Origin of the sequence: Micromonospora sp. WMMD1219 (assembly GCF_049315215.1) — a bacterium.
Taxonomy (GTDB): domain Bacteria; phylum Actinomycetota; class Actinomycetes; order Mycobacteriales; family Micromonosporaceae; genus Micromonospora; species Micromonospora tulbaghiae.
This window is the reverse complement of the sequence record NZ_CP186057.1, coordinates 5,181,631-5,194,162: the sequence shown is the minus strand read 5'-3', so window position 1 is coordinate 5,194,162 and position 12,532 is coordinate 5,181,631. Positions and strand designations below refer to the sequence as shown.

At 72.8% G+C, this 12,532-nt stretch carries 15 protein-coding genes; 8 read left to right on the top strand and 7 right to left on the bottom strand.

The window, feature by feature from the left end:
* Positions 1-46 precede the first annotated feature (46 nt).
* Positions 47-511, bottom strand: coding sequence for a peroxiredoxin (locus tag ACN27C_RS24245; RefSeq protein ID WP_256487405.1), 465 nt, complete (start codon positions 509-511; stop codon positions 47-49).
* 90 nt (positions 512-601) lie between these two features.
* On the opposite strand from ACN27C_RS24245, the gene ACN27C_RS24240 reads away from it, so the two are divergent.
* Positions 602-994: a YciI family protein gene (locus ACN27C_RS24240; protein ID WP_355511719.1), complete on the top strand. Its 393-nt coding sequence runs from the start codon at positions 602-604 to the stop codon at positions 992-994.
* A gap of 19 nt (positions 995-1,013) precedes the next feature.
* Positions 1,014-1,742: a sigma factor gene (locus tag ACN27C_RS24235; RefSeq protein ID WP_422748350.1), complete on the top strand. Its 729-nt coding sequence runs from the start codon at positions 1,014-1,016 to the stop codon at positions 1,740-1,742.
* An 18-nt stretch (positions 1,743-1,760) separates the two neighbouring features.
* Here the strand turns inward: ACN27C_RS24235 and ACN27C_RS24230 are convergent, their stop codons facing one another.
* Positions 1,761-2,594 carry a patatin-like phospholipase family protein gene (locus ACN27C_RS24230; protein WP_252453301.1) on the bottom strand — a complete coding sequence of 278 codons (834 nt, stop codon included), beginning with the start codon at positions 2,592-2,594 and terminating at the stop codon, positions 1,761-1,763.
* A 75-nt stretch (positions 2,595-2,669) separates the two neighbouring features.
* On the opposite strand from ACN27C_RS24230, the gene ACN27C_RS24225 reads away from it, so the two are divergent.
* Complete coding sequence (locus ACN27C_RS24225) at positions 2,670-3,398, top strand: SDR family NAD(P)-dependent oxidoreductase (protein ID WP_120569888.1); 729 nt, start codon at positions 2,670-2,672, stop codon at positions 3,396-3,398.
* A gap of 50 nt (positions 3,399-3,448) precedes the next feature.
* Here the strand turns inward: ACN27C_RS24225 and ACN27C_RS24220 are convergent, their stop codons facing one another.
* Complete coding sequence (locus ACN27C_RS24220) at positions 3,449-3,574, bottom strand: MFS transporter small subunit (protein WP_255419521.1); 126 nt, start codon at positions 3,572-3,574, stop codon at positions 3,449-3,451.
* Entirely contained in the window at positions 3,571-4,989 is a 1,419-nt protein-coding gene (locus ACN27C_RS24215; RefSeq protein WP_120569887.1) for an OFA family MFS transporter, read from the bottom strand. Before ACN27C_RS24215 ends, ACN27C_RS24220 begins: the two co-directional genes overlap by 4 nt.
* Before the next feature lie 179 nt (positions 4,990-5,168).
* Between ACN27C_RS24215 and pdxY the strand changes: the two genes are divergently transcribed.
* From pdxY to ACN27C_RS24190, 5 genes are all read left to right on the top strand, one after another.
* Complete coding sequence (pdxY, locus tag ACN27C_RS24210) at positions 5,169-6,020, top strand: pyridoxal kinase PdxY (protein WP_120569886.1); 852 nt, start codon at positions 5,169-5,171, stop codon at positions 6,018-6,020.
* Positions 6,021-6,116: 96 nt separating this feature from the next.
* Positions 6,117-6,581, top strand: a complete 465-nt coding sequence (locus ACN27C_RS24205; protein ID WP_121684696.1) for a helix-turn-helix transcriptional regulator — start codon at positions 6,117-6,119, stop codon at positions 6,579-6,581.
* Between the two features lie 5 nt (positions 6,582-6,586).
* Positions 6,587-6,997 carry a VOC family protein gene (locus ACN27C_RS24200; RefSeq protein ID WP_120573776.1) on the top strand — a complete coding sequence of 137 codons (411 nt, stop codon included), beginning with the start codon at positions 6,587-6,589 and terminating at the stop codon, positions 6,995-6,997.
* Between the two features lie 8 nt (positions 6,998-7,005).
* Positions 7,006-7,455 (top strand): pyridoxamine 5'-phosphate oxidase family protein, encoded by a 450-nt coding sequence (locus ACN27C_RS24195; RefSeq protein WP_422748345.1) that lies wholly within the window; start codon positions 7,006-7,008, stop codon positions 7,453-7,455.
* A gap of 26 nt (positions 7,456-7,481) precedes the next feature.
* Positions 7,482-9,857, top strand: coding sequence for an ATP-binding cassette domain-containing protein (locus tag ACN27C_RS24190; protein ID WP_422748343.1), 2,376 nt, complete (start codon positions 7,482-7,484; stop codon positions 9,855-9,857).
* Between the two features lie 40 nt (positions 9,858-9,897).
* Here the strand turns inward: ACN27C_RS24190 and ACN27C_RS24185 are convergent, their stop codons facing one another.
* From ACN27C_RS24185 to ACN27C_RS24175, 3 genes are all read right to left on the bottom strand, one after another.
* Positions 9,898-10,605: a response regulator gene (locus ACN27C_RS24185; protein ID WP_252453322.1), complete on the bottom strand. Its 708-nt coding sequence runs from the start codon at positions 10,603-10,605 to the stop codon at positions 9,898-9,900.
* A 98-nt stretch (positions 10,606-10,703) separates the two neighbouring features.
* Positions 10,704-11,966, bottom strand: coding sequence for a sensor histidine kinase (locus ACN27C_RS24180; RefSeq protein WP_252453325.1), 1,263 nt, complete (start codon positions 11,964-11,966; stop codon positions 10,704-10,706).
* Positions 11,967-11,972: 6 nt separating this feature from the next.
* Positions 11,973-12,389: a hypothetical protein gene (locus ACN27C_RS24175; RefSeq protein WP_252453328.1), complete on the bottom strand. Its 417-nt coding sequence runs from the start codon at positions 12,387-12,389 to the stop codon at positions 11,973-11,975.
* Positions 12,390-12,532 lie beyond the last annotated feature (143 nt).

The following is a 12,532-nucleotide window of genomic DNA, read 5'->3' as shown; positions in this document are numbered from 1 at the left end:
CTGTTTGACGCAGCCTTGATACCAGCCGGCTGCGACACCGCGATGATCAGCCCCCGAGGGCCCGTAGCGCCGCGTCGGCGTGCTCGTTCATGCTCAGCTCGCTGTGCACCACGGCGAGCACCCGCCGGTCGGTGCCGATCACGAACGTCATCCGCCGGGTGCTCAGCGCGCCCAGCGGCAGCCGCCGCCGCACCCCGAACGCCCGTGCCACCTCGCCGTCGGCGTCGGACAGCAGCGGATAGCCGAGCCCGTGCCGGCGGGAGAACTCCGCCTGCCGCTGCACCGGGTCCCGGCTGATCCCCACCCGTTGCGCGCCGACCGCCGCGAACTCCGCCGCCAGGTCCCGGAAGTGGCAGCTCTCCGCCGTGCAGCCCCGCGTCATCGCCGCCGGGTAGAAGAACAGCACCACCGGACCGGCGGCCAGGAACTCCGACAGGCGCCGTGGCGTGCCCGTCTCGTCCGGCAGCGTGAAATCCTCGACCAGGTCACCGACACCCACCGCGTCACTCATGAGGCGAGGATATGTAGACATCGGCGATCCCGCTCCGTCGTACCGGGCGAGCGGCGGGGAGACACCGCCGCACGACGCGAAGGACAGACAGTGAAGTACGTGATCATGATCCACTCCAACCCGGAGCCGTGGGGGCACCCCACCTCGGAGTACCTCGCCGCCCACCAGGAGCTGCCCGCCGAGGTACGCGACCGGCTCAACGCCGACTTCGAGCAGGTGATGACCGAGCTGCACGCCAACGGTGAGCTGGTCGTCGGCGAGGCGCTCGCCGACCCCCGAACCGCGCGGCTCTACCGGTGGAGCGACGGCGCGCCGCTGGCGACCGACGGCCCGTACTCCGAGGCCAAGGAACACCTCGCCGGCTTCTTCCTCATCGACGTCGAGGACCAGGCCCGCGCCGAGGCCGTCGCCGCGAAGTTCGCCGGCCCCGGGGAGACCGTCGAGCTGCGGCCCTCGATGTGGCCGGGCGGGTCCGATCAGTAACGCCACGCCGCTCGCGGACGTGTGGCGCCGGGAGGCGCCGCACGTCCGCGCCGCGCTGCTGCGCCGATACGGGCAACCCGACGCCTGCGAGGACGCCGTCCAGGACGCGGCGGAGGCCGCAGCCGCCCGGTGGCCGCTCACCGGCGTCCCCGACGAACCCCGCGCCTGGCTCATCCAGGTCGCCGCACGGCGGCTGATCGACCGGATGCGCGCCGAGGCGGCCCGGACCCGCCGCGAGCGGCTCGACGCGGTCCGGGAACCGGGCGCCGGCGTCGTACCGCCCGTCGACGACGACACGCCCGTGACCGGCGCCGACGACACGTTGCGGCTGCTGTTCCTGTGCTGCCACCCGGCGCTGAGCCGCCCCTCGCAGGTCGCGCTGACCCTGCGCGCGGTCGCGGGGCTGCGGGTGGAACAGATCGCCGCCGCCTACCTGGTGCCGGCCCGGACCATGACCCAACGGCTGAGCCGGGTCGCACCCAGCCCGTTCGTCACGCTCAACCAGGCCGTCGCCGTGGCCATGGCGCACGGCCCCGACGTCGGGCTGGCGCTGCTCGAACCGCTGCTGGCCGACCCGGCGATGCGCCGTCACCACCGGCTGCACGCCGTCCGCGCCCACCTGCTCGAACTCGACGGCGACGCGCACGCCGCCGCCGAGCACTACAAGCTGGCCGCCCGCCTCACCGGCAGCCTGCCCGAACAGCGCTACCTCAACCGGCGGCTGGCGCGCCTGACCAGCGACTCCTGATCCGTACAGCGGCTGCGGTCACCGCCACACCCCGGCCACCTCGCCGGCCACCGCCTCGGCCTGCGCGAACCCGGCCCGCGCCGACGCCGCCCGCCGCGCCGGGTCCAGCACGTTGCGGCCGATCGCCGTGCGCGCCGCCCGGTCCGGCGACACCACGGCCACCCGCGCACCCGCCTCCCGCAACGCCGCCACCTGCGCCGACAGCCGTGGCATCGGCCCCACCGCCGCGCGCGTCGGCGCCAGGACCACCACCCGATCGCAGCCGGCCGCCAGATCCGCGTTCACCGGCGAGCGGACCCCGCCGTCGACGAAGCGCCGGCCGCCGACGGTGACCGGCGGCCACACCCCCGGCACCGCGCAACTGGCGCCGACCGCGTCCACCAGCGGCACCCCGCTGTCGGCGTCGAACACCACGAACTCGCCGGAGGCCGCGTCCACAGCGGTGACCAGCAGCCGCGCCGCCGGCCAGTCCGGCGACGGCAGCCGGGCCGCGATCACCGCCCGCCGCGACTGCTCCGACGGGGTACGCGCCGACAACGCCATCGCGCCGATACGCGCCCGGGCCCGCGCCGCGTCCCGGCCCCGACCGCCGGCCCACGCCCAGCGCAACAGCACCCCCGTCCCGAGCCGGGCCGGCACCTCGTCGCGGGGCGGCCGCAACTGCGCCTCGTACAACTGCGCCGGCGGCGTACCCGAGCGCACCTGCGCCCCGACCACCGACCCGGCCGACGTGCCCACCACCAGGTCCGCCTCGTCCAGCCGCAGGCCGTGCCCGGCCAGCCCGGCCAGCAGACCCAACTCCCAGGCCACCCCGGTCACCCCGCCACCACCCAGCACCAACGCGCGCCCCATGTGACAGTCCTCTCCATCCCGGATGGTCCCGCCCACGGTAACGTCGCCCCCACCGCAGAGCAGGGGAGCAGGGCATTGACCTCCGTCACCATCATCACCGGGGGAGGGCGCGGCATCGGCGCGGCCACCGCCCGCCGGCTCGCCACCGAGGGCCACGACCTGGTCATCGGCTACCGCGCCGACCACGCGGCCGCCGAGGCGGTGGCCGCCGACGTGCGCGCCGCCGGCCGCCGCGCGGTCACCGTCGCCGCCGACACCACCGACCCCGAGCAGGTACGCCGCATCTTCGACGCCGCCGACCGGCTCGGCCCGCTCACCGGCCTGGTCAACAACGCCGGCGTCACCAGCCCGATCGGCCCGTTCACCGACCTGCGCGTCGACGACCTGCGCGAGGTCGTCGACGTCAACCTCATCGGGTACGTCCTGTGCGCACAGCAGGCGGCGCGGAGGCTCACCCGCGGCGGCGCCATCGTCAACGTCTCCTCCGTGGCCGCGACGCTCGGCTCACCCGGGGAGTACATCCACTACGCCGCCGTCAAGGCCGCCACCGACACCCTCACCGTCGGGCTCGCGAAGGAACTGGCGCCGCACGGCATCCGCGTCAACGCCGTCGCCCCCGGCATCATCCGCACCACGATCCACGCCCGCTCCGGCGTGCCCGACCGTCCCGACACCGCCGCCGGGCGGATCCCGATGGGCCGGGCGGGGGAACCCGAGGAGGTCGCCGGCGCGATCGCGCACCTGCTCGGCGCGGACGCCTCGTACACCACGGGCGCGGTCCTGCGCGTCGGCGGCGGTCTCTGACCTGACGGCGGCCCGGGGGTTGCCGCCCCCGGGCCGCCGCGTCGCGTCTCCTACTGGGTGAACAGCTTCGCCGCCGTGATCACGGTCTGCACCACGCCGTAGCCCAGCAGCGCCGACACCACCAGCCACGACACCACCAGGCGAACCAGCTGCCCGCCACCGCTGTGCTCGTTCACGATCCGCTCCTCTCCGTCGCCCCCGGCTGTCCCTGCTCCGTCTCGCCCCGCCCGGACGCGGGCTCGTGGTAACGCTGCGGCACCGGCCGTACCAGCAGGTTCGCCACCAGCCCCACCGCCAGCAGGCCGACCATCGTGAACAGCGCCGGCCGGTACGCCGCCGCGGTCAACGTGCCCGGCTCGCCCTGCGCGTCGAGGAACCCGTTGACGATCAGCGGCCCGGCCACGCCCGCCGCCGACCACGCGGTCAACAGCCGGCCGTGGATCGCGCCCACCTCGAACGTGCCGAACAGGTCCCGCAGGTACGCCGGAATGGTCGCGAACCCGCCACCGTAGAACGACAGGATCACGGACGCCAGCAGCACGAACAACGCCGTCGAGGTCTGCCCCACCAGCGCCAGCACCAGGTACAGCACCATGCCCACGCCCAGGTACACCACGTAGATCGGCTTGCGGCCGATCACATCCGACGTGGACGACCACACGAACCGGCCCGCCATGTTGAACAGCGACAGCAGTCCCACGAACCCGCCGGCCGCCGCCACCGACACCGCCGACGTGCCGCCGTCGCGGAAGAAGTCCTGGATCATCGGGCTGGCCTGCTCCAGGATGCCGATCCCCGCCGTCACGTTGCAGAACAGCACCACCCACAGCAGCCAGAACGACCGTGTCCTGACCGCGTTGGCCGCCGACACGTTCGCGGTGGTCACCAGCGGCTTCTCGGCCACCTGGGCCGGGTCGAACCCGGCCGGGCGCCAGCCCGGCGCCGGCACCCGCACGTTGAACACCCCGAACATCATGATCACGAAGTAGCCGACGCCGAGCGTCACGAACAACCACACCAGCGCCGACCCCGACGCGGTGGAACCACTGTCGGACGGGTCGTAACCGGCGTCGTAGAACGACAGCAGCTGCCGGGACAGGGGAGAGGCAACCATCGCCCCACCACCGAACCCCATGATCGCCAACCCGGTCGCCAGACCCGGGCGGTCCGGGAACCACTTGATCAACGTGGAGACGGGGGAGATGTACCCGATCCCCAGACCGATGCCGCCCAGCACCCCGTACCCCAGATACAGCAGCCACAACTGCCCGGTCGCGATGCCCAGCGCCCCGACCAGGAACCCCGCCGCCCAGAAACACGCCGAGACGAACATCGCCTTACGCGGCCCGTTCGCCTCCACCCACGTACCGGCCACCGCGGCCGACAACCCCAGCATCACGATCGCGATGCTGAAGATCACCCCGATCGCCGTCTGCCCCGTGTCGAAGTGCGCGATCAGGGAGTTCTTGTACACGCTCGTGGCGTACACCTGCCCGATGCACAGATGGATCGCCAGCGCCGCCGGAGGGATCAGCCAGCGGCTGTACCCCGGCGGCGCGACGGTGTGCCGACGATCGAGTGCGGAAAGCATCGTTGCTTCCTCCGTCTAGATGGCGAGAACACCCGCGTTCATGCCCCCACCGCACGCTGCGCCCAAACCCGCCCCGCGCCCGGCGGTCGAAACGCTGAGCCGAACGGTCACCGCCGCAGCCACCCGTCATCACGCCACCACCACCCGTCACACCCGGCCCGGGATGCGACCATGAGCAGGTGAAGATCCTGTCCATCCAGTCGTCGGTCGCCTACGGCCACGTCGGCAACTCCGCCGCCGTGTTCCCACTGCAACGCCTCCGACACGAGGTCTGGCCGGTCCTGACCGTGCACTTCTCCAACCACACCGGCTACGGCGCCTGGCGCGGCCCGCTGCTCGCCCCCACCGACGTCGCCGACGTCATCGCCGGGATCGAGGACCGCGGCGTGCTCGGCACCGCCGACGCCGTCCTCTCCGGCTACCAGGGCGACCCCGCCGTCGGCGCGGTCATCCTCGACGCCGTCGCACGCGTCAAGGCCGCCAACCCGGCCGCCCTGTACTGCTGCGACCCGGTCATGGGCGACGTCGGCCGCGGCATGTTCGTCCGCCCCGGCATCCCCGAATACCTGCGCGACACCGTCGTCCCCCGCGCCGACATCGTCACCCCCAACCAGTTCGAGCTGGAGTTCCTCGCCGGCCGCACCACCGACACCCTCGACGACCTGCTCGCCGCCGTCGACGCCGTCCGCGCCACCGGCCCCCGGCACGTCCTGGTCACCAGCGTCCTGCACGGCGACCTGCCCGCCGGCCACCTGGAGGTCGTCGCCGTCTCCGACGACGGCGCCTGGGCCGTCACCACCCCGCTGCTGCCGATCGCCCCCAACGGCGGCGGCGACGTCACCGCCGCCCTCTACCTCGCCCACCTCGCCACCACCGGCTCACCGCAGACCGCGCTGGAACGCACCACCAACTCGATCTACGCGGTACTCGAGGCGACCCTCGAAGCCGGCACCCGCGAACTGCAACTCGTCGCCACCCAGGACGCCATCGCCGACCCACCCACCCGCTTCACCGCCCGCCGGCTGCGCTGACCGCCGCCGGGTGCGCCCGGGCCGCGGGTGCACCCGGCGGCGACTCGCCGCTCGAACAGGTGGACGACACCACCGCCCAGCAGGCAAGATGCGGACGTGCCACCGCACCCGGCCAACGACGACCCCGCATTCGCCCAACGACTGCGCGACCTGACCCGGCTGCGCCGCGTCCGCGACCGCATCGACCGCGAGTACGCCAAACCCCTCGACGTCGAAGCCCTCGCCCGCGGCGAGCACATGTCCGCCGGCCACCTCAGCCGCCAGTTCCGCCAGACCTACGGCGAATCCCCGTACGCGTACCTGATGACCCGCCGCATCGAACGCGCCATGGCCCTGCTGCGCCGCGGTGACCTCAGCGTCACCGATGTCTGCTTCGCCGTCGGCTGCCAGTCCCTGGGCACCTTCAGCACCCGATTCACCGAACTCGTCGGCGAACCACCCAGCGCCTACCGCGCCCGCCACGCACCCGACACCGCCGAACCACCCCCGTGCCTGACCAAACAGGCGACCCGACCGGTCAGGAATCGAGAAGCCCGCACCGGCCGGCCACCACTAGCGTGACCACCATGACGATCACCATTCACTACGCGTTCCTGCCCCACACCGACGCCGACGCCGCGCTCGCCTTCTACCGCGACACCCTCGGCTTCGAACTGCGCAACGACGTCGGCTACCAGGACATGCGCTGGCTCACCGTCGGCCCGCCGAACCAGCCCGAGACCGGCATCGTCCTGCACCCGCCGGCCGCCGACCCCGGCATCACCGACGACGAACGCCGCACCATCCTCGAACTCATCGCCAAGGGCAGCTACGGCGCGCTCACCCTCGCCACCGACGACCTCGACGGCCTGTTCGACCGCCTCCAGGCCAGCGGCGCCGACGTCGTGCAGGAACCCACCGAACAGCCCTACGGCGTACGCGACTGCGCCTTCCGCGACCCCACCGGCAACCTGATCCGCATCAACGAGCGGCGCTGACCGCACCCATGGCCGACGCGCCCCGCACCCGCGCCCGCCGCCGCCACGACACCACCCACCGCCTCGACCACGACGTCGACTGCTGGGTCGCCACCGCCGACCCCGACGGCACCCCGTACCTCGTGCCCCTGTCCTTCGACTGGGACGGCCACACGCTGCTCGTCGCCACCCCGGCCGGCAGCCCCACCGGCCGCAACCTCGCAACCGGCCGCGCCCGCGTCGGCCTCGGCCCCACCCGCGACGTCACCATGATCGACGGCGACGTGGAGAGCCTCGCCATCGACGCCCTGCCCACCGACCGAGGGGACCGCTTCGCCACCCGAACCGGCTTCGACCCCCGTACCCTGACCACGCCCTACCGCTGGTACCGCATCACGCCACGCCGCATCCAGGCCTGGCGCGAAGCCGACGAGCTGCCCGGCCGCACCCTGATGCGCGACGGCAGCTGGCTCGACTGACACCCGCAACACCGGACGGAGACACCATGAGCAAGGCCACCACCGGCCTGCACCACGCCGACAGCCACGACATCATCCGCGTCCACGGCGCCCGCGAGAACAACCTGCGCAACGTCGACGTCGAGATACCCAAACGCCGCCTCACCGTCTTCACCGGCGTCTCCGGCTCCGGCAAGAGCTCACTGGTGTTCGGCACCATCGCCGCCGAGTCCCAGCGCCTCATCAACGAGACCTACAGCGCCTTCGTCCAGGGCTTCATGCCCACCCTGTCCCGCCCCGAGGTCGACATCCTCGAAGGCCTCACCACGGCCATCATCGTCGACCAGGAACGCATGGGCGCCGACCCCCGCTCCACCGTCGGCACCGCCACCGACGTCAACGCCATGCTGCGCATCCTGTTCAGCCGCCTCGGCGACCCCCACATCGGCCCACCCAACGCCTACTCCTTCAACGTGCCCTCCGTACGCGCCGCCGGCGCCATCACCGTCGACCGCGGCCCCGGCAAGACCCAGACCAAGAAGGGCACCTTCAACCGCCTCGGCGGCATGTGCCCCCGCTGCGAGGGCCGCGGCGCCGTCACCGACTTCGACCTCACCGTCCTCTACGACGAGAAGCTGTCCCTCAACGAGGGCGCCATCACCATCCCCGGCTACACCATGGACGGCTGGTACGGCCGCATCTTCCGCTCCAGCGGCCTGTTCGACCCCGACAAGCCCATCCGCGACTACACGAAGCGGGAACTGGACGACCTGCTCCACAAGGAGCCCACCAAGGTCAAGGTCGACGGCATCAACGTCACCTACACCGGCCTCATCCCGGCCATCCAGAAGTCGATGCTCGCCAAGGACGTCGACGCCATGCAGCCGCACATCCGCAACTTCGTCGAACGCGCCGTCACGTTCACCACCTGCCCCGACTGCGACGGCACCCGGCTGGCCCCCGAAGCGCGCTCCTCGAAGATCAACGGCATCAACATCGCCGACGCCTGCGCCATGCAGATCAGCGACCTCGCCACCTGGGTACGCGACCTGCGCGAACCCTCCGTCGGCCCGCTGCTCAAGGCACTGGGGGACACCCTCGACTCGTTCGTCGAGATCGGCCTCGGCTACCTCAGCCTCGACCGGCCCGCCGGCACCCTCTCCGGCGGCGAGGCCCAGCGCACCAAGATGATCCGCCACCTCGGCTCGTCCCTCACCGACGTCACCTACGTCTTCGACGAACCCACCATCGGCCTGCACCCGCACGACATCGCCCGCATGAACAACCTCCTGCTGCAACTGCGCGACAAGGGCAACACCGTCCTGGTCGTCGAACACAAACCCGAGACCATCGCCATCGCCGACCACGTCGTCGACCTCGGTCCCGGCGCCGGCACCGCCGGCGGCACCATCTGCTACGAGGGCACCGTCGCCGGCCTGCGCGCCAGCGACACCACCACCGGCCGCCACCTCGACGACCGCGCCACCCTCAAGGACAAGCTGCGTACGCCCACCGGCGCGCTGCCCGTCCGCGGCGCCCGCACCCACAACCTGCGCGACGTCGACGTGGACATCCCCCTCGGCGTCCTGGTCGTGGTCACCGGCGTCGCCGGCTCCGGCAAGAGCAGCCTCATCCACGGCTCCCTGGCCAAACGCGAGGACGTCGTCAGCGTCGACCAGACCGCCATCCGCGGCTCCCGCCGCAGCAACCCGGCCACCTACACCGGCCTGCTCGACCCCATCCGCAAGGCCTTCGCCAAGGCCAACGGCGTCAAACCCGCCCTGTTCAGCGCCAACTCCGAAGGCGCCTGCCCGACCTGCAACGGCGCCGGCGTCATCTACACCGACCTCGGCATGATGGCCGGCGTCGCCAGCACCTGCGAGGACTGCGAAGGCAAGCGGTTCCAGCCGGCCGTCCTCGACTACCACCTCGGCGGCCGCGACATCAGCGAGGTCCTCGCCATGTCCGTCGACGAGGCCGAGACGTTCTTCAGCGAAGGCGAGGCCCGCACCCCGGCCGCCCACACCATCCTCGACCGGCTCGCCGACGTCGGCCTCGGCTACCTCACGCTCGGTCAGCCCCTCACCACCCTGTCCGGAGGGGAGCGGCAGCGGCTCAAGCTCGCCACCCGGATGGGGGACAAGGGCGGCGTGTACGTCCTGGACGAACCGACCACCGGCCTGCACCTGGCCGACGTCGCCCAGCTGCTCGGACTGCTCGACCGGCTCGTCGACGCCGGGAAGTCCGTCATCGTGATCGAGCACCACCAGGCCGTCATGGCGCACGCCGACTGGATCATCGACCTCGGCCCGGGCGCCGGTCACGACGGCGGCCGGATCGTCTACGAGGGCACCCCGGCCGATCTCGTGGCCGCCCGGTCCACACTCACCGGCGAACACCTCGCCGACTACGTCGGCGCCTGACCGCCGTACCCCGCTGAGGCCCCCGGCCGCGCCACGGGCCTCAGCGGGACAGGCCGGCCATCCGGGCCGGCGGCGCCGTGCCGGGTTCCACCAGGCCGCACTGGTACGCGGCCACCACCGCATGCGTCCGGTCACGCATCCCCAGCTTCGTCAGGACCCGGCTGACGTGGGTCTTGACCGTCGCGTCGCCGAGCACGAGGTGCTCGGCGATCTCCCGGTTCGACATCCCGTACGCCATGAGCACCAGGACCTCGCGTTCCCTCGGCGTGAGCCCGCGCATCTGGACCGGTGTGGGCAGCCCCGGGTCGGGCCGGGAGGCGAGGTCGTCGAGCAGCCGCCGGGCGACGGCGGGATCCAGCCACGCCTCCCCGGCGGCCACCGCGCGGATGGCCGACACCAGTTCCTCGGGCGCGGCGTCCTTGAGCACGAAACCGGAGGCGCCCGCCCGCAGCGCGGCGTGCACCGCCTCGTCCACGTGGTAGGTGGTCAGCATGATGATCCGTACCGGCCGGTCGGCGTCGTCGATGAGCTTCTCCTCGGCCATCGACCTGGTGGCGGCCAGACCGTCGGTGCCGGGCATCCGCACGTCCATGAGCACCACGTTCGGGCGCAGGCGGCGACCGAGTTCCACGGCCTGCGCCCCGTCGTCGGCCTCGCCGACGACCTCGATGTCCGGCTCGTTCGTCAGGAGCATCGCGAGTCCCGCCCGTACGAGCGGCTGGTCGTCGGCGAGCAGCACCCGGATCATGAAGGCTCCCGTCCTCGGCGGCCGTGACCGCGGCCCCACCACATGATCATCGGTGCCGGCGTCGGCGGCTAGCCGGATGTCGCACAGCGGACACGCGTTCACCCGACAGCGGACACCCCGCCGTCACCCGGCGCCGCCACGAGATCGCCGCGCTGCGCGACCGGCAGCGTCGCGCTCACCCGGAACCCGCCCTCCGGACGCGGCCCGGCGACCAGGCGACCACCGACGCGTTCCAGCCGCTCGGCCAGACTGGCCAGCCCGTTGCCGGTCGACAGCCCCGCCGCCGTACCGCCCGGGTCGCGGCCCGTGCCGTCGTCGTCGACACGCAGCAACACCACCCGCTCCTGCCACGCGAAATGCACAGTCGCGCAGGCACGCCGCCCGACGTGCTTCAGCGTGTTCGTCAGGCTCTCCTGCACCGTCCGGTACGCCGCCAGCTCGATACTCGGATCCAGCGGCCGGGGACTGCCGGACACGGACATCGTCACCGTCAGCCCCGCGCACCGCATCGACGTCAGGAGCACCTCGATGTCGTCCAGCCGCGGCTGCGGGCCCGGCTCACCGTCGCCCGCCGGACCCGACTCGGCCCGCATCACCGCCAGCAGCCGGCGCAGCTCCGCCATCGCCTGCTGCCCGGCCTGCTGGATGTGCAGCAGCGCCTCCCGGGTCCGCTCCGGGTCGGAGGCGCTGATCCGGGCGGCACCGGCGGCCTGCAGAACCATCACGGTCACCGAGTGGGACACCACGTCGTGCAGTTCGGCGGCGATCCGGCGACGCTCCAACGCCACCGCCTCGGCCCGGGCCAGCCGCCGCTCCCGTTCCAGCTGGGCCACCCGCCGCCGGTGCCGCCGCACCACCGAACCGGCCGCCCACGCGGCGGCGTAGATGAGCGCGAACATCAACGCGGTGACCACGAACTCCCCGGCCCGCGCGCCCGGGTTCGGTTCCACCCGGAACGAATCGAGCGCGCTGAGCAGGCTACGCGCGCACGCCGCCGCGTACGCCACCGCCGACACCACGAACGGCCGCAACGCCGCCACCGTGTACAGGGCGACGATCAGGCCCACCCACGGCCGGTAGTCGTGCACCAGGAACCACATCGCCACGCCGTGGGCGCACTCGAACACGAAGACGGCGACCGGCGCGCGGGCCCGCCACCACAGGGCGCCGATCGACAGCACCGCGGCGAGCACCTGCAGCCACTGCCGGGCCGGGCCGACCGGCTCGCTCTGGATCACCACCGACGAGGCCGTGAACAGGTCGAGCAGGCACAGCACCGGCAGCAGCAGAAGATCGTGACGCCACCATCTCGCAGCCCGCGCCGCGCCGGACGGCGCCACCGCACCGGTCACCGTGGTCATCGGCGGCTAGGAGTCTTCGGCCGGGCAGCCGATCCCGAACAACCGGCAGGTCCAGGACAGCGGGGAGCCGTCGTCGTCACCGCCGCCGTCACCGTCCGGCGGCGGCGTCGCCGCGCTCACCCGGTGCGTCGTCACCGGCGCCGCCGGCCGGCCCGGCACACCCGGCCGGCCCGCCCCCACCAGCACCACCGACGGTACGACGTCACCGGCGGCGTCCGCGGCCACCCGCCACCGCCGGTCCGTGTCGTCGGCGAGCAGCGCCAGCACCCGGCGCACCGCCGACGCGTCGGTGCCGTACCCACCGGGAACCACCTCGCCGGCGATCGACACCATCAGCAGGTCCGCCGGGTCACGGTGCAGCACCGACACCTCGGCGACAGTGAGCGGTCGCACCTCCGCGCCGCTGACCCCGACCAGACGCACCGCGTCACCGGACCGCGGCCGCCCGGCACCCACCGTCCTCAGCAGACAACGCCGGCCGTCCAACGCGACCCCACGCGCGACAGTCACCCACCCGGCCGGCCGCTGCGCCTGCAGGAGCACAACCGTCGGCGGCGACTGGACCT